Genomic DNA, 21,041 nt, shown 5'->3' on the forward strand with positions numbered 1-21,041 from the left:
GCGTCCCAGGCATGCATCTGGTAGAGGTCGATCTGCTCGAGGCCGAGGCGGCGGAGCGAATCGTCGAGAGCCTGGCCAAGATGCCGGCGCGACAGGCCGATATCGTTGGGACCGTTGCCCATCGGGAAGCGCCCCTTGGTGGCGACGATCGCCTGGCGGGCCTCGGTCGGGCGCGCCTTCAGCCAGCGTCCGATGATCTCTTCCGACTTGCCGGCGCTGTAGACATCGGCGGTATCGATGAAATTGCCGCCCCAGGCGAAATAATCGTCGAGCAGCTTGTGCGAGGCGGCCTCATCGGCCTCCGCGCCGAAGGTCATGGTGCCGAGGCAATAGGCGGTGACGACGGTCCCGCTGGGACCGAGCTTGCGATAATCCATTTCTTCCTCCTCATGCGGATACCCGCAGCCGACGTGCAAACGTCGGGGTAGAAGCCGGGGCTCCTGCAATCAATGACAATGACAATATTGTGCTTGAGGCGGCCGCTTGCCGCCGGATGACGTATAGCGCCCTGAGCCGGGAGCACAGAGGCGAGGGCAGCATAACCAATCCCGCCCGCGCGACAAGTGAGAAAAAAATATTCCCGCCTGCCGCCGCAGCCGGCGACGATCACGGATTTTACGAAAACGAGCCGGCGATCAGATCGGCTGCGGCGACACCGGTCTCGTAGGCGCCGTGCGCCGTCGAATAACGCGACTTCGAACAGGCTTCGCCGGCAAAGAAGATCCGCTCGTCATGCGGCGCAGCGAGACGGCCGCGTTGATCGGAGGCGCCGGGTTCGGCGTAGGAATAGGAGCCGCCGATATGCGGCGCTGCGGCCCAGGCCGACATTGCGGCGACTGATAGCTCCTTGCGGATGTCCGCGCCAAAATGTGCCGCCAGTTCATCTCCAGCGAAGGAGAAGGCAGCCTCTCTGCCTTGCCCCTCCAGATCATGCGCAAGGTCGCCAGCGAAATAGGCCTCGACGACGGGAGCGCCAAACGGCCTGAGCTGATAGGTGCCGGTCGCGCCGCGACGGGTAGAGCCGAGCATATGCGTGTCCGCCGGCAGCGCCTCCTGATTTGCGAGCCTCAGGAACAGCTTGTCGGCGAGCCCTAGAGGTAAACGGGCTGCCGCCTCGATCTTGTCGGGCAAAGGCGGGTCGAAGGCGATCCTTCCGGCGGCAAGCACATTCGTCGAAACGCTCACCAGCACCGCGCGGGCACTGAGCACACCCTGGTTCGTCTCAATGCCGATACGGCCGGCGTGACGATGGTCGACGCGCGTGACCTCGGTGCCGAGCCTTGCCCGAACCGGCTTGCCGTAAAGCGAGACCAGGGTTCCATAGCCCTCGCGCACCCGCCAGTCAGGGCCAGGGCCGGGATCGTATCTGTTGTAGTCGACGACCGACGACCGCTCCAGTTCGGCGCCGGTGATATAGGTGCCGACCGCCCGGATCTGGCCGTTCCAGGGATTGCCAGGCTCGAGCATATCGGCCATGGCTGCGTCATTCCCCTCGTGGTTCTCGAGGCGCTCGAAGTAGGCGCCGATCGCCTGCCTTGCGGCACGCGCCTCCGCGTCATCCCGCTGAAGCCGCCGTCCGCCATCGTTCCAGGGTGCCGGCGTGTGGTCGACCGTCAGTCCGACCTCGCCGGCGATCGCAGTCCAGGCATTGGTCCGCGCGCCATGCAGCCAGCCGCAGCCGAGATCGAGCCCGATATCGGCAGCTTCAGGCAAGCTGGCTGTCCAAGCGCGACCGCCGAGACGATCGCCTGCTTCAAGCAGGAGGATGGAAAGATCCGGGCGGATTGCCTGCAGGCGACGGGCGGCGGCAATGCCGGCGGCGCCGGCGCCGATGATAACGACATCCTCGTCGGCACCTTTGCTGTTGTCACCAGGCATGCATTCTCCTTCGGTCGCGCGACGGTTAAGTGGAAAGGGTCGCTCTCATGCCAACCCGCCTTGCTATTGCAGCTGCTCCAGCAGCCGCCGGAGTGCTGTGCGCAAATCATCCATCTGCTGCTGGCTGGTCAAGGCGGCCCAGCTTTCATCGACGCGGCGGCCCGCCGCCATCGCTATCGGCCTGACCCCCCGGCCTTTTTCCGTCAGAAACACCAGCCGGCCGCGCCGGTCATTCGGATCGGGCCGGCGCTCGACATAACCCAGGCGCTCGAGTTCTTCCACGGCCTGCGTCATCGTCTGCTTGCGAACACGGGCGAGCTTGGTCAGTTCGCTGACCTGTATGCCCTCCGGCCGCGCGAAAGTGAAGACATTGGCATGCGGCGGGCGGATATCGCCATAGCCGGCCTCATCGAGTGCCGCTTCGACGGCCTGTGTCCAATGCTGATGGACCAGACGCAACAACAGGCCAAGGGAAGACGACGACATGAAACCCCGCGCAGCAATATAGACAGTTACCTGTCTATATGATAGATGGACAGTCGCCTGCCTATATAGCACGAAAGCGTGGAGCTCCATATGCCGATCATCGATATCCTCACCTCGTTCATCTCCTACGAGGAGCTGGGGGAGGGCGACCCGATCGTCTTCCTTCACGGCAATCCCACCTCATCGCATCTCTGGCGCAACATCATGCCCGGCATCGGGCCCGGCCGCTGCCTGGCGCCCGATCTCATCGGCATGGGACGCTCCGGCAAACCGGATATCGGCTATCGCTATGGCGATCACATCGCCTATCTCGACGCCTGGTTCGATGCGCTTGACCTCGACGACGTCGTGCTCGTCGGCCACGACTGGGGCGGCGCGCTGGCATTCGACTGGGCCTCGCGCCACGCCGAGCGGGTGCGCGGAATCGTCTTCATGGAAACCATCCTGCGGCCGATGAGCTGGGAGGATCTGCCGGGCGGCGGAAAGGCGCGTTATGAACTGTTGCGGGGTGCCGGAACCGGCGAGGCCAAGGTCCTCGACGAAAATTTCTTCATCGAACAGGCCTTGCGCGCGACCACGCTGAAAGGGCTCAGCGATGCCAATTGGGATGTCTACCGCGCACCCTATCCGGACCGTAACAGCCGGCGCCCGCTTTTGGAGTGGCCGCGCGCCATGCCGATCAACGGCGAGCCGGCCGATGTGGTTGCCAGGATCGAGGCCTATGACCGCTGGCTTTCCGCCAGTCCTGAGGTTCCCAAGCTGCTGCTGACCTTCGACGGGCCTTCCGAAACGCTGTTGATCGGCAGCGAGATGATTTCGTGGTGTCGCGACAGCATCGCAGGCCTCGAGATAAAGGCTTGCGGGCCGGCTCGCCACATTGTCCCCGAGGACCAGCCCGAGGCGATTGCCACCGAAATCAAAAGCTGGATCGACCGAAAGGGGCTCAGAACAGCGCACCGGAAGGTCTCGTCCCCGGCATGAAGAACTGCATCGGCGGCGATTTGACAGACTGTTGCAATGTTGGGCGGGTTCATAGGTGGGATCCAATCTGCCAATGTGAAGGTCCCATGCCACGTTTCGATCGACGACGCTTTCTTCTCGCCTGGCTTCGCGCGCCGCTGCGCATCGCCTCGATCACGCCGTCAGGTCCCCGCCTTGCGCGCCTGATGACCAAGGAAATTTCTGCGCTGACCGGGCCGGTCCTCGAGCTCGGCCCGGGCACCGGTGTTTTCACCGCAGCCCTTTTGGAACGCGGCATTGCAGAGCGCGATCTGACGCTGGTCGAATACGAGCGGGATTTCGCCACGCTGCTTCAAGACCGCTTTCCCGATGCCAGGGTGCTGCGGCTGGACGTCCGGCAGATCTGGAAGACGGCGCTTTCTGGAAGCTTCTTCGGCGGCGTCGTCAGCGGGCTTCCGCTTCTTGCCATGCGGCCCGACGATGTGCGGGCGCTGCTCGAGGGCTGCTTTTCCAACCTCAGGCCATACGGTGCCTTCTATCAGTTCACCTACGGGCCGAAATGCCCGGTGCCTGTCGAAATCCTCGACTCCCTCGGCCTTGTCGCCACGAGGATCGGCTGGACGTTGCGCAATCTCCCGCCGGCCGCCGTCTACCGGATCAGCCGCAGGTACCAGCCAATGATATTGATCGAGCAACGCCGCGCATGATGACGGATACGATCCTTCGCTACGAGGCGGCAATCCGGCGTTCGATGCGCAACAGGCATCGCAGACTTGCTCGAGGGTGATATGGTTTCCACCTATGGACCCCGATAGTGGCCTCCGATAGGCCCCACGACAGGAATGTGAGATGCGCATATTACTGATCGAGGATGAACCTCAAATGGCCGTGGCGCTCCGGGGGGCGCTCACCAGGCACGACATGGTGATGGATCACGTTTCGACCCTATGCGACGCCGAGCTGGTGATCGGCGACGGCGCCTACGACGCCGTCCTCCTGGATCGGCAACTGCCGGATGGCGATGGCCTCGAACTCATTCCGAAGATCCGCAAGAAGGGGCTGACGCTGCCGATCATCGTCATCACCGCCAAGGGAGAGGTTCCAGACAGGATCACCGGCCTTGAGACCGGCGCCGACGATTACCTTGCCAAGCCCTTCGTCTTCGACGAACTTCTGGCGCGGCTGCGCGCCGTGATGCGCCGCTCCGAAACCTTGCGCCCGGCGCTGATCTCGATCGGCCGTCTTTCGTTCGATCCGACCTATTGCGACATCATCGTTTCCGGCTTGCGTCTGGAAATGCCGCGCCGGGAGGCGCTGGTGCTCGAATGCCTCATGCGCCGTGCCGGTCGCATGGTGCCGCGACCGGCCTTGATGGAAGCAGTCTTCGGCTTCGACGACGAGATCCAGTCGAACGCGCTCGATTCCCACATATCGCGGTTGCGGCGTAAGCTGGCAGCATCGCAAGCAGGCGTGGTCATCAACGTTATCCGGGGCGTGGGTTATCTCCTGCGTGAAGCATCATGAACAAACGATGCTCCTATTCGCTGCGCAAGCGCCTGTTCTGGCGGCTTCTTGCCGTGCAATCGGTCGTGCTCATCCTGGTGATGATCGTGCTGATTTCGGTTGGCAAGATATCCGAATTCAGGTCGACGGAGGGCACGATTGAGATCCTGCGCCAGGCGGTTTTCCGCCAGCCCACCGGTGAGTTGAGCCTGAGGGAGACCGAGGATCTGCGACAGCTGCGGAAGGACGCGCCCGATCTCTGGTACACTATTCGCGACATGCAGGGACATGTTTTGACCGAGGGCCGGATTCCGGAAGAATATGCCTCAATCGGCAACACGCTCGATCATATCGGCCAGGCCAAGTTCGGCGCGAACCTCGGCGACCACGACCGTCCGGCTGCCCGGATGATGTGGATTGCGACGGATTGGGGACAGGTGCAGTTTCTGACGGGCACCGACGGCCCCAACTCGTCCTCCTTCATCCTGCTCAAGCTTTCGCTGGTCCTTGTAAAAATTGTTATTCCCATCGTCGCAGTGATGGCGTTGGGTGCGTTGATCGCGACGCCGCTCGTCGTGCGAAGGTCGCTGGTCGGGATCGACCAGGCCGCGCTCCAGGCCGATACGATCGATGTCGACCAGCGTGGCGGCCGGCTGTCGGAAAACGATACTCCCGAAGAGATCGCGCCGCTGGTGCACGCCGTCAATCGCGCGCTCGGCCGTCTCGACGAGGGTTATGAGCGGCAGGAACGGTTTCTGACCGACGCCGCCCATGAGCTGCGCACGCCGATCGCCATTCTGAATACGAGAATTGGATCCCTGCCGCACAGTTCGATCAAGACCGACCTCTTGGAAGATGCAGCAAGGCTCGCCGTACTCACCGAGCAGATGCTCGATCTTCAGCGACTGAAACAGGGCAAGGTCCAGTTCACCAAGGTCGATCTCGGTCAGCTGGCGAGGAAGGTCATCATCGAGATGGCGCCGCTGGCCTTTGCCGCGGGCTATATGGTGCAGTTCGATGTCGACGGAGCCGGCGAGATCGAGGGCGATCCTCTGGCGTTGCAGCGCGCCCTGATGAACATACTGCAGAACGCAATCAACCACGGTGGCAGGAAAGGCACCATCTCGCTGACTTCAGGCTGCAACTGGATCGAGGTCAGGGACGAGGGACCGGGCGTCCCCGCCGATATGCGGGATCGCATATTCGAACCATTCTTCAAGCGCCATCACGACGGACGCGGCGCCGGCCTCGGCCTCAATCTGGTTCGCGACATCCTGCGTTTGCACGGCGGCGAGGTGACGATCGACAACCGCAGTCCCGGCGCGGTCTGCCGGCTGAGCTTCCCGCCGGAGAGGGCGGCAGGTGGGGATACTCCACAGCGCCCGGCGCGAGTGATGGATTCAATCGCGTCTCCGTGACATATAGATTCGATGAGCGTGCATAGAGATTCGCAACTCGACATGTTTGCCAAGGCATCGCCCGCGATGGCCAAGGCGCGCGGTCCATTGCACCGGCGGCCATCGCAGCCGGTCGTTCACTCCGATGAAGACATGGCGCGGGCGCTCGAAGAGAGCGGCAACTATCGCATCTTGAGAAAACTGGCCGCCCGGCCGATTGCGTCAGTCAGGCAGCCGGGGTTTTCGCGGCTCGGCGTCATTCTCGATACGGAGACCACAGGCCTCAAACACCGTAGCGACGAGATCATCGAAATCGGCGCCGTCGCCTTTACCTTCGACGATGACGGCGCGATCGGCGATATCGTCGGCATTTACGGCGGCCTGCAACAGCCGTCCCGGCCGATCCCGCCGGAGATCACCCGGCTGACTGGTATCACCGATGCGATGGTCGAAGGACAGCTCATCGATATCCAATCGCTGCGTAGTCTGATCGAGCCGGCGGATCTGATCATTGCCCACAATGCCGGTTTCGACCGGCCGTTCTGCGAGGCCTTTTCGACGATTTTCACCGGCAAGGCCTGGGCATGCTCCGTTTCGGAGATCGATTGGAGCGCCCGCGGCTTCGAGGGTACGAAGCTCGGCTATCTCGTCGGCCAGGCCGGATATTTCCACGAAGGCCATCGCGCCGTCGACGACTGCCACGCACTGCTGGAAATCCTCGATCGAGAGCAGCGCGACGGTGAAAGCCCGTTCACCGAGCTTTACCGCGCCAGCCAGCGCTCGCGCATCCGTATCTTTGCCGAACACAGCCCGTTCGAGATGAAGGATCATCTGAAGGCGAGGGGTTATCGCTGGTCGGACGGCAGCGACGGTCGCCTGAAGTCCTGGTGGATCGAAGTCGGCGAAGAGGATCTCGACGACGAGCTCTCCTATCTGCGCTCGGATATTTACCGCTGGGCCGAGGCGGAGCCGCCGATCGTGCGGCTGACAGCCTTCGATCGCTTCAAACCCTGACCGCGAAGCGGTTCGGATACTGATTGGCTACTAGATATGGCGACCCATGCAAGCGCCGCATAGGTGCAGTGATGCATTGGCGCTGCAATAATCAGCAGTCTCATACTATATACAACTCATCGAAGCGAACGAAGCGCCAAGGACTGGCAGCTAAGCTTCGAAAGCCCACGAAAGGGGATCATCATGAACGTAGCACGCTCTTTTAATAACTGGCGCAAGTACCGTCAGACGGTCGCTGAACTGGGTCGTATGTCCGCACGCGAACTGGACGACCTCGGCATCGGCCGCAGCGAAATCCGCAACGTCGCCCGCGCAGCCATCGCCCGCTAACGGCAGCTTAGACCAAGCATCTTCAAAGACTATGCCAGCGCCTGCTTCCTCCCGAGCGGGCGCTTTGCTTTTGTGCTTCCGGCAGATGGACCATGTGATCGAGCCTCCCGCTTTTCGCATAACGCATAGCTGCCCTGCAAAGAAGTGCCTATCAACTGAGCAAAATATAAGTATGATTATTTCTATCGAAGCGATGCACCTCCTCCCGCATCCCTTTGATATACAGGCGCCCCATCCTCCTCCCAGGGTCGTCTGTGGAATGACAGCACTCCTCCTCCCAGCTGTCGTTCGGTTTTTTACGAAAGCCTGCCGCACCTCCTCCCGCGGCAGGCTTTTTCGTTTTGGCCGATAGCCCTGCCGGATCGCGCCAAGAACGGCCGCTTGCGACCCATGGCTTGGATGATGGCGTCATCATCTCCAGAAATTCCTGTCTATTCCCAGATTTTCTTTCGTGCTCTTGCGGGCCTTGCGTCTCCTCAAGCGAGCACCGACAAACCTGTTGACACCAAACTTGTCGTACAACTATGTAACCGGATGGATACCGCCGCAGCGGAAGAGGCCGACAAGACCGGCTCCCGCAACAGCGACGACCCGTAGCGACAATGAAGCGGAAGGAAAATTGACATGCAGATCGACGTGAGGCACGCCTCCCATCCCGAGGCCGTGCGTGATTTCGACACGGAGACGCTGCGGCGTCACTTTCTGGTGGAAACCGTCTTCGCGAGCGGCGAGATCCGGCTCACCTATTCGCATTACGACCGAATGGTCATCGGCGGCGCGACGCCGCTCGCCCCCGGGCTGACGCTGACGGCGCCGACGGCGATCGGACAGGAAACCTTCCTTGCCGAGCGTGAACTCGGCGCCCTGAACATCGGTGGTGCCGGCCGCATCATCGTCGACGGCACGAACTACGATCTTGCCAAATATGATTGCCTCTATGTCGGCAAGGGTGCCAAGGACATCAGGTTCGAGAGCGCGGATGCGGCCAATCCGGCAAAGTTCTATCTGGTCTCGACGCCAGCGCATCAAACGCACCCGACCGTGTTGCTCACCCGCGAAAAGGCCCGTCACCTGACGCCGGGCGAAGCCGCGACGGCCAACAAGCGGTCGATCTATCAGTTCATCCATCCTGATGTCTGCCAGTCGTGCCAACTCACGCTGGGCTTCACCATGATCGAGCCGGGCAGCGTCTGGAACACCATGCCTGCCCATACGCATGACCGCCGCATGGAAGCCTATCTCTATTTCGATCTGGAAGCGGAGCAGCGTGTCTTCCACTTCATGGGCGAGCCGCAGCAGACCCGGCATATGCTTGTCGCCAACGAACAGGCAGTCATCTCGCCGCCCTGGTCGATCCATTCGGGCGCCGGCACCAAGAACTACAGCTTCATCTGGGCGATGGCCGGCGACAATAAGAGCTTCACCGACATGGACCATATCGCCATTGCGGATCTGAGGTGAACATCGTGGCAAATCCCTTCGACCTTTCCGGCCGGGTTGCCGTCGTCACCGGCGCCAATACAGGGCTCGGCCAAGCCATCGCGGCAGCGTTGGCAGAGGCCGGTGCGTCGATCGTCGCCGTCGGACGCTCCTCGATGGACGAAACCGAAGCGCTGGTGAAGGAAGCGGGAAGCCGCTTCCATGTCGTCAAGGCCGATCTTGCCAGCATCGAGCCGGTCAAGGGGATCGTCACAGAGACCATCCAGACCTTCGGCGGTCTCGACATCCTCGTCAACAATGCCGGCATCATCCGCCGCGCCGATGCGCTCGACTTCACCGAGGAAGACTGGGACGCGGTGATCGACGTCAACCTGAAGACCGCCTTCTTCCTGTCGCAGGCCGCCGGCCGCCACATGGTCGACAAGGGCAGGGGCAAGATCATCAACATCGCCTCGCTGCTCTCCTTCCAGGGCGGCATCCGGATTCCGTCTTATACCGCCTCGAAAAGCGGCCTCGCCGGACTGACCAAGCTGCTGGCCTGCGAATGGGCCGGCAAGGGCGTCAACGTCAACGCCATCGCCCCAGGCTATTTCGTGACCAACAACACCACGGCGCTGCGCGAGGATGCCGACCGCAATGCCGCCATCCTTGCCCGCATCCCGGCCGGGCGCTGGGGAACGCCGTCCGAACTCGGCGGTGCGGCCGTATTCCTGGCATCGTCGGCATCCGACTACGTGCATGGAACGGTGCTGCCCGTCGATGGCGGTTGGCTGGCGCGCTGATCGGTCTCACCAACCGATCAGGCCTGAAGCATGTCGCGCAAAGGTGTGATGCGGTTTTCTGTCGGGAATTGCGCAAAAACAAAAGGTTAGAGCGGTTCAGCGCTTCCATGAAAAGCTGAACCGCTCTAGTGCCACTGCCCACCGCATCGGCGTGGATGCGGAATGCGAACAGGAAACGGGTCGGCGCAGCCGCCTCGACACCAGGATTTCGAAACAGGATGGCAGATAAGGACAACGCGGTTTTTACCACCATTCAGCAGGCGCCCAACCTGCGCAGCAACCTTGCCGATATGTTGACGGCGCAAATCGAGTCAGGCGACCTGAAGCCCGGCCAGCGCCTGCCCACCGAACAGGCGATCATGACGGCGACCGGCGTCAGCCGGACGATCGTTCGCGAAGCGCTCGCCGCGTTGCGCGCGAAGGGGTTGATCACCACACGTCAAGGCCTTGGGGCTTTCGTCTCGAACGATCCGACGCCCAGATCCTTCTCGATCATTCCGAACGACCTGCAGTCGATCGACGAGGTTCTGCGCGTGCTGGAGCTGCGCATGGGGGTCGAATACGAAGCTGCCGGTCTTGCCGCGTTGCGGCGCACGCAGGAGGACATCGAGCGTATGCAGGATCGTCTCGACGCCCTCGACAAGGCGCTCGAGGAGGGTGGATACGGTGCGCAAGAGGACTACGCCTTCCACAGATCCATTCTGGTCGCGACGCAAAACTCCTATTACGGTCGCCTCTTCGACACGTTCGGCAACATCATGGTGCCGCGGCAATGGGCGCGCTTGGACAAGATGACATCAGCCGAGCGCAAGCGCCATGCGGCGCGCATGCGCAGGGAACACCATGCCATATTCGCGGCGATCCGCGACCGTGACGAGCTTGCTGCGCGCCGCGCCATCCGAAGCCACCTATCGAAGAGCGCCGCGCGCTTCGAGGAGCTGCGCGACGCTACCGCATAGACAGCGCCTCGTCCTGGACTGTTACGCCTCGGGCTTCGGCTTCATCAGCCGCCGCCAAGCGGCTTGGTCGGTTTGCAGATCGACAGAGGCGTGGACCGCGGGAAGAAGCGGTTTGCGTTTGCGCCGGCCAAAGCGCCGTTTGAAGCCGAGGATATTTTCGACGAAGCTCCTGGTGTAGAGCCCGGGGCCGCTTGAATAGATCCGCCATCCGCCGTCGACGGCGATCTCTCCCGCCTTGACGCGTTCCCATTCGGCCGCTGCCTGATAACGGTCATGGAAAGCCGCGTCGCTGCTGCTGAAATAGGTGTTGCGCTGGCGCAGCGATGCATGCGGCAGCGCTGATGTGACAGAAATCGGATTGACGACGGCGATCGCCTTCCAGAGGTCCTCCGCCTCGGCATCGAGCGCCAACGTCTCGCAGTAGCGCAGATGCGCATGGACATACATCAGCCCGATCTCGCGGCCGAAGAAGGAGGAGGATTCGGCCCGGCGAAACAGCGTCTCGGGCCCGCCGGCATAGGTCGCGGGCTTTTCCATCAGCCGCACCCCGTCGGGGAAGAGCAGATGCTCTTCGATCAGCTTCATATGATCGCGTCTTTGAACCGGCGTGAAGAGGCCGCCGAGCATCGCCTGCGTCATCGAGATCAGCGAAAAATGCAGGCCGGTGCGCCGGTCGCTCGGATGCAGCAGCAATTCAACGCCGTCATGGCTGGGATCGAAGATGCCATAGCCGGCAACGACGCCGTCGCGCACGAGATGGCGGTTGAAATCCCGGCGCATCGCGGTTGCGATCTTCCTCAAGCCCTTGGCCTTGCCGCCATGGCCGAGGCGGCGGAGGATCGCGGAATACCGGACGATCTGCTCATAGAGCAGGGCAACGGTCCAACTGCTGACCATCCAGTCGCGCAGATGCGGATCGGCCGGCTGCAGCGAGTCGTTCCAGTCTCCCTCGCCATAGCGGATCAGATGCGTTCCGGGGATGAACGCTTCGCGAACGGTATCAAGCAGCTTCTCGACATGGATCGCGATGGTGTCGAGCTCCGGCGCCCGGGCCATCGTCTTTTCGTCGCGCCAGGAGACTTTCTCGTGGAGGATGGCGAGATCGCCGGTCGCTTCGATGTAATCGCAGAGCGCCTTTAGCGGCCAGACGACGATGTCGCCGTGACTATCGCCCGCCCGGATGTTGGCATAGGGCTCCAGCATGAACCATTGCGGCCAGTCTCCCTTTTCCAGGTATTGTTCGCTGAAGACGGTTTTCAGCACTTCCTGGGCTTCCCGGTCATGCTCGTAGGCGAGCAGAAATTCGATCGGCCCCTGGCAGGCGTCGCGTGTGCCCCAGGCCGCACCGGTATATTGCTCGAGGCCGTGCGGTACGCTCAGATGCACGATCGCATCATGCGCCAGCCAGGGCAGCAGGGCTGTCTGCGCGGCAAGATCAGGCGACGTGCCGGCGATCGTCAGGCCGCGCACGGTGTTCCGCCAGAATTTCGATGCCGGTGCAAGCATGGCTTCGTCGGTGACGCCGGCCTCATAACGCTGCGCCAGCCGCTCGGCTTCCGCAGCATCGGTCATCGAGCCGACGACGGCGAAAGAGAGCGCCTGTGTCGGCCGGGATCGGAGCGCGACGAAGGCGCCGTTGCGTGTTACCCCGTCGCTATAGAGCAGCTCGTCGCCGCCGATCTCCTCGATCGCATCGGGCGTCGAACTCACCAGCCAATAGCCGGCATCGGGATAACGCTCGCCCCAGAGCCAGGTGGGGTCCGGCCGGAAAAGAATGCGTTTGCCTGACGTGTCGAATTCGATCTGCCCGCCCGCGTCATATTCGCGCTCGCCAAGCACGACGTGGCCGAACACCAGGAAGCGGCACGGCTTGCCCTCGACGGACACGGTCCACTGCATAGCCGCATCTTCGCCGGAGGCGACCGCCGACACGATGATCGTGCGTTCCGTGCAACGATAGATCCAGCGGCAATCGCTGAGCCCCATTTCGAAAGCCGACGGCACTGCCAGAAGCTGCCAGCCGGCGCCGACATCCGCCATGATGCGCAGCCCGCTGGCGCGGGTCAGATTGTAGGGGTCTCGGGAGACGGAAAAGAGCTTGTGGAAAGACGTATTGCCGATCGTCAACTGGGCGGCGAAAATGCCTTGCATCCAGCAGGTCGCGGCAAGCGTCGCATCATCGAGCAGCATATTCTGGCCGCTGCGGACGATGGCGCCGTGACGGCGCGCCACCATCAACTCCTTGTCGCGCAGGACCACATGACGGTTCAGAACGCCGTCCGGCACGAAAAACGAAAGAAGCTTTCCGTCGACGCGCTCTTCCAGGCTCCGCTCCGGATAGAGCTTGCCGATCGCCTTTTTATCCAGCGCCTCGGCCTTCAGCAGGGCCGCATCCTGCAGCAAGCTGCGGACCGGCGTGGCCTCCTCGATATCGGAGACCGCACTGTCTGTGGCCGCGAGCTCGTCAAGCCGTGAAAGGTCGGCATCGCTCGACGCCTCGGGATGATCAGCGGCGAACACGGCAAAGAAGGTCGTGGTCGCGCCGGTCGCCGGCACAGGAAGCGATTTCGACTGAATGGCGGGGCATGCCGTCTCCTGCTGCCGCCGTTTGCTCGGCAGGCTGGTGCCGAAAGGGCCGACCAGCAAGTCGTCGACGCGGTCGCTCGCCTGCACCAGCTGGATCGCATCGGTGGCATAGGCAGCCGCCCCATCGACACAGCCCTGCGCGAGCCAGGGGTTGCGGGCGCCCGACTGCTTGAGATTTTGCCGGTTCATCACGACAGGGCCGAATGTCTCGTGATCGGCGATATGATGATCGACATATTGCGATGCATAGGCTTCGCTGTTCATCAGGAAGCCGCGATCGCCGAGACCGACGTCCTGGATCAGCACCAGATCGACCGGCAGCGTCCCATCCTTCAGATGCCGGATGGAGGCACGCCAGAACCAGGCCGTTTCGGAGGGATGAAGCGCGAGGCGGACATTGTAGCCGATATTGCCTCTCTTGCCGCTCCAGGAGAGGCTCGTCGCATCGTGCCCGAAGCTGCCGTTAGCGCGAGGCCCGACAAGCTCCACCACCTCGGGCGCGGCCCCGCCGATGCGCAGATAAAGGCGACCGACGCCGCCGGCGAGCGGCGAGCCCTGGATCTGGTTGATCTGCACCGATCCCTTGTCGTCGGCGTATTCGATGGCAAACAGGGTGCCGTTCGGCAAGGCCGATATCGACAGGCCGGAACCGTTGCTAATCGTGAAGAGGCCAAGCTCGTCGCGTCGGGGCATTTGAAAACTGCGGTCAAGGTCCGTGGCCATTGAGATCTCGTCGATTGGCTTCAGAAGGGAACTGGAGGATGACGTAAAATGGTTGAGAGAAATCTTACCACTATCGCCGGTTCTCGATTAGGTCCTTGAAAGACAGGCCAGCCGATATCACTTGATGTTTCAATTCGAAAGTTGCACCGAGAGGTCATTGCCAAGGCGTCAAAGGAACTGAGGTCGCCGGAGACGATGATGCCGTCAGGTTGCTCAATGGCGCCATACGGCGGGAACGGAGTTCCCTATCAATTAAGTTCAAGGCAAACTGGGGCGGAAAGCGCTGATTCCGTCTGTGCGTGCTTCTTGACGCAACTCGCAGCTCCCATTCAACGAGGTGACTATTGACGCAGTTCTTCGAAACCACTCAAGGGATCATGGTAATAGGAGCGTTCATCGGCGCTGGCGGTTTAGCCGCTGGCTCCTTGCTTCCCATCGTCATTCGACTTGCGAAGTCTAGGATCAACCGACGCCCGAAAGCCGAGGTTAGAAACCTAGCGATGCTGACGGTGCTGGCCCTAGACGATTTTGTCGGAGCCAGCTACGCGGCCGTTCACGACATGCCCGAGTTCAATCCTATGGATGAAGGCGAATTCGCGTTTCACGTTCGCGATCCAACCCTTGCACTTCCGCACGACGCGAACTGGGGACTTTTTAGTACCGAGCTTTCAGAAGAAATTTTGTGGTTGTCGAACCGAGTGAAGACCCTTTCTTATGCGTTGGATAGTCTCGACCTTTCCAAGCCCGGATACGATGGCTTCTTCGAGCGACGCCAAGAAGGTTATGCTGGTCTGGCGGCTGAAGCGATGGACATTATTGAGCATATGCTCGAAGAGTTTGACCTCACCCTGCCTGCCAAGCCAGATTATTATCGCCAGCGGGAAGGTCTCGTTTCAGCTATCCAAAAGGCTGGAGAAAACAACTCGCGGCGCCCAAAGGCGCGCGCTCTCGCGCACCCGAGTGGGTCAAATGTGCTGCAACTGTTCCCAAAGGCGAACGACGACGCCGAGTAAAATCAAGCGAAATCGCCGAACCCGATCAAAGGCATCGCCTCCTCACGCATGGCCTCTTCATCATTGGATGGCTCGTTTCTCTGTGGCCTAGTCCGGCTCCGGATCGACGCCTTCTAAAGAGTTCAAGAGGTCGCGGTGAGAGCCTTCAAGATGCCATCCTCCACGGACCACTTCGGCTGGATGATCCGCTGTTGCATAGCTGCATTGCACAAAAAATGTTTTCCAACCGGTCAAAAAAGGAGCATGGTGATCACAGCTGATGCAACACGACGGCTTTCCTCCCAGTTCCGTCGTTTCAGCTGTTCCCCTCTGGAGGTTTATACCTTCACAATTAATGGGCCGCGGTTCTCCGTCGGCCCTCTTTTTTGTCCGCGAAAATCACGCGTTGCCGCCGGGTTTGATTGACGGGCATCCAAGTCCCAGGCGCTGGCCTCGGTCCTAAACCGCAATTCAGTCATTGATAGAGTTTGTGTGAGACCCGGGCGATATGCGAGCTGTCGAGACACGATTGCAATGGAGGAAAGTTATAGGGCGCTCAACCCGTTTCCGGGGAGCGCCCTTTTTGTTGCTCAAAGCGCGAAAACCAACAAGTCGGCAGGCGATTTGAAGTGGTGCTGCAATACAGGCGAGACGTCGTCGCGTAAAGTCCGATCTCCTGGGCCTGGTAAGTGGCCCCGGTTATTTTACGGAACATTGGGAAAATTCTCCAAAATGATCGGTGCTAGTGGCGGAGCAGGCCTCTTTTAGCCATGTCGCTCAGGTTAAGCACGTCGACCATGTCGACAATCGTTAGCAGCCTGTCGCATCATGTCCGAGTGATATCTGGACTTTTACGGCATCGGGTCGAAATAACTAAATATGTTGATTGAGAGCAGTGGGATCCTATCAAAACCTGTAGATCATGCATCTCGCATCCGGGTCGTTGACCTCGAAACAGCCGGGAATGGCCCGAATGATGTTTGCGAGATCGGCTGGCAGGACGTCGTGCTTGGCCATGACGGGAGATGGCGGGTTGATGATGAGCGCGGATCATTGCTTATAAATCCAGGGCGACCGATCTCTCCTGAGACGATGGCAATACATCACATCGTGGACGCAGAGGTCGCGACGGCACCTTTTTGGAAAGAAATTGCCTCCAGCGTCTTACGGCCGGAAGGTGGAGTGATCGCACTGGCTGCACATCGGGCAAGTTTCGAGCAGCGCTACTGCACCCCCAGATTTTCCAGGGGAGCGGCCTGGATATGTACGTGGAAATGCGCGCTTCGGCTGTGGCCTGAACTGCCGAGGTTCTCCAACCAGATGCTCCGGTATCTGCGTATGCCCGAGGGACTGGTGCACGCGATCGGTCTTCCCGCCCACCGCGCAATGCCCGATGCGTACGTAACCGGACACCATTTGCGGGACATGTTGAATGAATCCACCTTCGAGCAACTGGTGAAATGGAGCAGCGAGCCGGGCCTTTTGCCACGAGTACCTACAGGCCCCGAGCGTGGAAAAAGCTGGGATCGGGTGGATATTGCGGTATTGCAGGCGTTCGCTCGCGATCGGGATACCGACGTCCGCTTCAGCGCGGAGACGGAACTTCGCCGCCGTGGTGACGCGGACGTAAAAGTGGCTGACGAAGCCGAGCAGGGAACACTGCTTTAGGAGTTCTTCGGCTGCTGCAGGGGAAGGGACACAGCGGTGAGGGTTTGATGACAGAACGAATGTCTGAACGCGCCAAGGGTGACATCGACGCCATTTTGGAACGGCTCTATCGGGTTTCCCCGGAGCTGGATAGAATTGCCGCCGATTGCGAGAGAGCTTTGCGGCTCAATGCTGAAGCAAGAGGCGATTACATTTCGCCACGAACCATGCAGGCGTTTGCCGAAATGCGCGATGCCGTAAGCGCGCTGTACGGATCGGCGCAGAATGCGATGAAGGAAGCCGATAGGTTCTTTAAGCCGAAATCGTAGGTTAGATTTCGCTACGGATGCGCGATAGGGCCATGGGGCTCGGCACGGCCGACGATTTCAAGCCATTCGCCAAGTTAACCGTTCATCTACAGGAGCTTAAACAACGAGGAGCAACAACGGTCCCCAAAGGCCGATAGCTCTTTGAGCGTCAACCAGTAGCCTCACACAGGAACAAACAGCACCCCGGCGGCTTTCACATGGGCTCGAACGGAGGAGTTTGAAATGGACCACAGCAAGCACGTAAGACTGGGCACCGACGAACTAACGGCCGCAGTCCTTGAAGGCGCTACTGTCTACGGCGCAGATGACGACAAGGTTGGAAGCGTGGACCACGTGCACGGTTCAGGCACCAGCGCAAATGTCGTCATCGACGTCGGTGGGGTTCTCGGCATTGGCGCGAAACCTGTTTCCGTGCCGATCAGCGATCTGGACTTCATGCGAGATGAAGATGGCGACGTTCACGCAGTTACGTCCTGGACAAAAGATCAGCTGAAAGAAATGCCTGAGCATCGAGACTAATTCACGGCGAGGAAGTTAAAAGCCCGATCTCAACATCGGGCTTTTCAGGATCGCGGTTGTGACAGACCGAGGCCAATGCCGTCGGATAGGAGGGTGGTGCCACTAGTGGTCAAGTGGGCGGTTTACCGTCCGACGTGAACCTCGCGGAAAACCTTTGGCCATTAGACATCGTGCCATCACAGGAGACGGTCGATTCGCCTTTATATCGCGGCGACGACCTCCATCGCGGCTTGCGGCTGTGACCTTTTGGGCTGAATGCGCTATGAGCGGACCACGGCAGCCGGGTATGGAAAACAAATGACCACAATCACAATCGACGATGCACTCAACCACGCGGGGGCAGGACGATATCAGGGACGGCTGATGGCCATCTTCGGGTTGGTCTGGGCAGCTGACGCCATGCAGGTCATCGCAGTGGGCTTCACAGCCGCTTCGATCGCCACGAGCTTCGAACTAACGGTGCCGCAGGCGCTTCAACGGGCACGGTGTTTTTCCTTGGCATGTTTCTGGGCGCAATGGGGTTTGGTAGGCTTGCCGATAGGATCGGCCGTCGCGGCGTTTTGATCGCGACTGTCTCCTGTGATGCCGTCTTTGGCACGCTGTCAATTTTCGCGCCAGACTTCACGTTCCTCCTGTTCATGCGCTTCCTGACCGGTGCAGCAGTCGGCGGGACGTTGCCGGTGGACTATGCGATGATGGCCGAATTCCTACCGGCGAAGAACCGAGGCAGGTGGCTGGTGCTGCTGGAGGGTTTCTGGGCCGTCGGAACTCTGGTTGTCGCACTTGCAGCCTGGCTGCTCAGTCTCTGGAACGTGGCCGAAGCCTGGCGATTGATCTTTGCCGTAACAGCGGTCCCGGCGATTATCGGTTTCGGTCTGCGGTTTTTCGTGCCGGAATCGCCGCTCTATCTTCTGCGCAAGGGAAGGGGTGGAGAAGCAAAGGCGATCATCGACCGGATGGCCCTGGTGAATGGCCGCAGTGCTCTGGGACAAGAGGTTGACATCGCGCCTGCGACAACGACGCGTAGTATCGGAATATTCTCCCACGCTCTGCGGCGTCGAACCCTTTTGATCCTCGCGGTTTGGTTTCTGGTGTCCATTTCTTACTATGGCGTCTTCACCTGGATACCTCCGAAACTTGCCGGGGACGGCTTTGGCTTCGTTCGAGGCTACGGTTTTCTTGTGCTGATCGCGCTTGCCCAGCTTCCTGGGTATGCGCTCGCTGGCTACGGCGTCGAAAAATGGGGGCGGCGTCCAACGCTTGTGGCATTTTGCATCCTTTCTGCGATGGGATCCATTTTGTTTGTCGTCGGCTCATCCGCACTCTTGGTAGCGTCGTCACTGCTAATCATGAGTTTCGCGCTACTTGGTACGTGGGGTGCACTCTACGCCTATACGCCAGAGCTTTATCCCACTGCATCTAGGGCAACCGGAATGGGTGCCGCCGGTGCTATGGCTCGGCTTGGAGGGCTACTTGCGCCATCGTTGATCGGTCTTTTTGTGACTAGAGATTTCGGCCTGGTCATCGGGATTTTCGCTGCTTTGCTGCTGTTGGCAGGTGCTGCAGTATTTCATCGATGCAGAGACACGCAGTGCTACGCTAGCCTAGAAGCCGCTTGACCGATGCGTTGGCCTCCATCTCGGGATGGCGGAGGGTAGGTTCGACCTTGTCGCAGAATAAATTTTTGCGGCGAAGACTGACAGCTGGTGGCACCATTGCAGTCTCGGCTCCAGGTTTTTCAACAACTTAGTTGATTCTCTTAGAGCGGTTTCGTCAACCCTGGTTTTCACGTTGACGTTGGCCGCCTGGCAAAGGGCACTGAGAGCAGGGCGCAGCCGGTCAGGACGGCAATTACCATCCAGGCCTCGTTGATTGCCTGGACGCTTGCCGCGGTCTGGACCAGCGGATCGAGCAGCGCCGTGGTATCCGCGTCGAAGCTGCCGCTATGCCCGGATATCGTCTGAAGAGGCGCGCCAACGAATGTCGCGGCCTCGACGTCGCCGGCTTGAAGGCGGGTCCAGAGGCCCTGTCCCAGCGGCTCCGAGCGCGTGTAGATGATGGTGTCGATCAGCGCGATGCCGATGGCCCCGCCGAGGTTGCGAATCAGGTTGAAAAGTCCGCTCGCGTCGGGAATGCGGTCTGGCGGCAGAGTGCCGAGCGCCAGTCGCGTCGGTGGCAGCAAGCAGAACATGATGGCGACGCCGCGCACGACCTGCGGCCAGAACATCGCGTCATAATCCGAACGAGGGTCCTGAAAAGCGCTCATCCCGACACCGATCGCAAAGAGCGCGAAACCGGCGGCCGACAGCACGCGCGCGTCCATCCGCTTCTCCAGCGCGACCGCGATCGGCGCCGTGATCAATTGCGCGACGCCGGTGACCAGCATCGTCATGCCGATTTGAAGGGCGTCGTGTCCTCTGATGAAAGCGAGAAAGACCGGCATGAGATAGACCGAGCCGAAGAGGCCGATGCCGAGCACGAAGCTCAGAACCGAACCGACGAGAAAGTTTCGATCGCCGAAATTTCCGAGATCGACGATCGGCCGGTCTCTGCGCAGCGTTCGCCAGATGAAGACACCTCCCGACGCAAGGCAGACCGCCAGCAGACTTAGGACATAGGCTGAGATCCAGCCGCTCGTCGGCGCCTCTTTCAGGCTGAGTTCCAGGCTCGTCAGCGAGGTTGCCATCAGCAGAAGCGACAGGCCGTCGAGATGCCTGAGTTCGGACGGATCGGTCGCCTGCCTCGGCAGGGACCGTGCCGCCAGGATTGCCGAGGCAATGCCTGGAAGGATGTTGATCAGGAACAGCCAGTGCCAGGAATAGGTCTCAGTCAGCCATCCGCCGACGATCGGTCCGACGGTCGGGGCCAAAACCGCGAGAACGCCGGCGATCGTCGTCGCAAGCGCCTGGCGCTCGTTCCGAAAGAGAATGAACACGGCCGAAAACACCGAGGGGATCAGGGTTCCGCCGGAAAAACCCTGAAGCACCCGCCAGGCGACCAGCTCACCGAAGCTGCCGCTCATTGCACAGCCGGCGGAGGCTGCGACGAACAGGCAGATGGCGGTAACGAACAGCCATCGCATCGTCAGAAGCCGCGTCAAGAAGCCGGTGAGCGGGATCGCCACCACTTCGGCAATGAGATAGGCCGTCTGTATCCAGCTCATCTGATCCGGATCGATATCCAGCGCCGACTGGATGGTCGGCAGCGATGTCGCCACCACCTGGACGTCGAGGATCGCCATGAACATGCCGACGCACATCGCCATGAAGCCGAGCCAGACGATGGCGGGTGTTTCATCAGGGCGGGCAGATTCAAGTCGTTCCGACATGCGATGATCCCGCGCGCTGCATTCTCCGCCCAGGGTGCGAAGACTACTGCAGAATTCCTTAAATCGGAATCGATCGAGAGTAAAATATGCAGCAATTCAAAGTGATGCAGCGCCGCGTCTGAAAGACGGCGGCGCTGTAGGCATTTCCATCCCCAATTGCAATCGAGC

Annotated in this window: 18 protein-coding genes and 1 pseudogene; 14 read left to right on the top strand and 5 right to left on the bottom strand. The window is 60.7% G+C overall.

Translation table 11 applies throughout. From position 1 onward, the window contains the following. The 3 genes from G9X67_RS02455 to G9X67_RS02465 all read right to left on the bottom strand — a co-directional run. Window positions 1-377 (bottom strand): aldo/keto reductase (locus G9X67_RS02455; protein WP_171597978.1); only part of this gene is annotated, 377 nt, incomplete at its 3' end. A 238-nt stretch (window positions 378-615) separates the two neighbouring features. Next, window positions 616-1,878 carry an NAD(P)/FAD-dependent oxidoreductase gene (locus G9X67_RS02460; RefSeq protein WP_138331460.1) on the bottom strand — a complete coding sequence of 421 codons (1,263 nt, stop codon included), beginning with the start codon at window positions 1,876-1,878 and terminating at the stop codon, window positions 616-618. Window positions 1,879-1,941: 63 nt separating this feature from the next. Beyond that, window positions 1,942-2,454: a MarR family transcriptional regulator gene (locus G9X67_RS02465; protein ID WP_138331459.1), complete on the bottom strand. Its 513-nt coding sequence runs from the start codon at window positions 2,452-2,454 to the stop codon at window positions 1,942-1,944. Here G9X67_RS02465 and G9X67_RS02470 point away from each other — a divergent pair, their 5' ends adjacent. From G9X67_RS02470 to G9X67_RS02510, 9 genes are all read left to right on the top strand, one after another. Next, entirely contained in the window at window positions 2,455-3,345 is an 891-nt protein-coding gene (locus G9X67_RS02470; protein ID WP_138331458.1) for a haloalkane dehalogenase, read from the top strand. It abuts the gene before it with no gap. 86 nt (window positions 3,346-3,431) lie between these two features. Beyond that, window positions 3,432-4,031 (top strand): methyltransferase domain-containing protein, encoded by a 600-nt coding sequence (locus G9X67_RS02475; protein ID WP_138331457.1) that lies wholly within the window; start codon window positions 3,432-3,434, stop codon window positions 4,029-4,031. Between the two features lie 142 nt (window positions 4,032-4,173). Further along, window positions 4,174-4,848 (top strand): response regulator transcription factor, encoded by a 675-nt coding sequence (locus G9X67_RS02480; protein ID WP_011655266.1) that lies wholly within the window; start codon window positions 4,174-4,176, stop codon window positions 4,846-4,848. Beyond that, window positions 4,845-6,245 carry a HAMP domain-containing sensor histidine kinase gene (locus G9X67_RS02485; protein ID WP_138331456.1) on the top strand — a complete coding sequence of 467 codons (1,401 nt, stop codon included), beginning with the start codon at window positions 4,845-4,847 and terminating at the stop codon, window positions 6,243-6,245. The genes G9X67_RS02480 and G9X67_RS02485 overlap by 4 nt, the downstream gene beginning before the upstream one ends. 12 nt (window positions 6,246-6,257) lie before the next feature. Beyond that, on the top strand, window positions 6,258-7,238 hold the full coding sequence (locus G9X67_RS02490) for a 3'-5' exonuclease (protein WP_171597979.1): 981 nt from the start codon (window positions 6,258-6,260) through the stop codon (window positions 7,236-7,238). 183 nt (window positions 7,239-7,421) lie between these two features. Continuing rightward, window positions 7,422-7,568, top strand: coding sequence for a DUF1127 domain-containing protein (locus tag G9X67_RS02495; protein ID WP_003548073.1), 147 nt, complete (start codon window positions 7,422-7,424; stop codon window positions 7,566-7,568). Between the two features lie 624 nt (window positions 7,569-8,192). Beyond that, on the top strand, window positions 8,193-9,029 hold the full coding sequence (gene kduI, locus G9X67_RS02500; protein WP_138331454.1) for a 5-dehydro-4-deoxy-D-glucuronate isomerase: 837 nt from the start codon (window positions 8,193-8,195) through the stop codon (window positions 9,027-9,029). Next, a complete protein-coding gene (gene kduD, locus G9X67_RS02505; protein WP_281426076.1) occupies window positions 9,026-9,790 on the top strand; it encodes a 2-dehydro-3-deoxy-D-gluconate 5-dehydrogenase KduD in 765 nt (254 codons plus the stop codon). Before kduI ends, kduD begins: the two co-directional genes overlap by 4 nt. A 218-nt stretch (window positions 9,791-10,008) precedes the next feature. Beyond that, a complete protein-coding gene (locus G9X67_RS02510; RefSeq protein ID WP_138331453.1) occupies window positions 10,009-10,749 on the top strand; it encodes a FadR/GntR family transcriptional regulator in 741 nt (246 codons plus the stop codon). A 21-nt stretch (window positions 10,750-10,770) separates the two neighbouring features. Here G9X67_RS02510 and G9X67_RS02515 read toward each other — a convergent pair whose 3' ends face one another. Further along, the gene (locus G9X67_RS02515) at window positions 10,771-14,058 is read right to left on the bottom strand and encodes a cellobiose phosphorylase (protein WP_171597980.1); all 3,288 of its coding nucleotides are present in this window, start codon (window positions 14,056-14,058) and stop codon (window positions 10,771-10,773) included. A gap of 344 nt (window positions 14,059-14,402) precedes the next feature. On the opposite strand from G9X67_RS02515, the gene G9X67_RS02520 reads away from it, so the two are divergent. From G9X67_RS02520 to G9X67_RS02540, 5 genes and pseudogenes are all read left to right on the top strand, one after another. Beyond that, window positions 14,403-15,071 carry a hypothetical protein gene (locus tag G9X67_RS02520; protein WP_171597981.1) on the top strand — a complete coding sequence of 223 codons (669 nt, stop codon included), beginning with the start codon at window positions 14,403-14,405 and terminating at the stop codon, window positions 15,069-15,071. Between the two features lie 858 nt (window positions 15,072-15,929). After that, window positions 15,930-16,718, top strand: a complete 789-nt coding sequence (locus G9X67_RS02525; RefSeq protein WP_138331450.1) for a DNA polymerase III subunit epsilon — start codon at window positions 15,930-15,932, stop codon at window positions 16,716-16,718. A 47-nt stretch (window positions 16,719-16,765) separates the two neighbouring features. Beyond that, complete coding sequence (locus tag G9X67_RS02530; RefSeq protein WP_138389874.1) at window positions 16,766-17,026, top strand: hypothetical protein; 261 nt, start codon at window positions 16,766-16,768, stop codon at window positions 17,024-17,026. A 222-nt stretch (window positions 17,027-17,248) separates the two neighbouring features. Further along, window positions 17,249-17,545 carry a PRC-barrel domain-containing protein gene (locus tag G9X67_RS02535; protein ID WP_138331448.1) on the top strand — a complete coding sequence of 99 codons (297 nt, stop codon included), beginning with the start codon at window positions 17,249-17,251 and terminating at the stop codon, window positions 17,543-17,545. Window positions 17,546-17,842: 297 nt separating this feature from the next. Continuing rightward, a pseudogene (locus G9X67_RS02540) lies at window positions 17,843-19,153 on the top strand (MFS transporter). A gap of 178 nt (window positions 19,154-19,331) precedes the next feature. Here G9X67_RS02540 and G9X67_RS02545 read toward each other — a convergent pair. Continuing rightward, a complete protein-coding gene (locus G9X67_RS02545; RefSeq protein ID WP_171597982.1) occupies window positions 19,332-20,873 on the bottom strand; it encodes a DHA2 family efflux MFS transporter permease subunit in 1,542 nt (513 codons plus the stop codon). Window positions 20,874-21,041: the final 168 nt, after the last annotated feature.

It is taken from the genome of Rhizobium sp. WYCCWR 11152, from assembly GCF_013087615.1.
Classification (GTDB): domain Bacteria; phylum Pseudomonadota; class Alphaproteobacteria; order Rhizobiales; family Rhizobiaceae; genus Rhizobium; species Rhizobium indicum.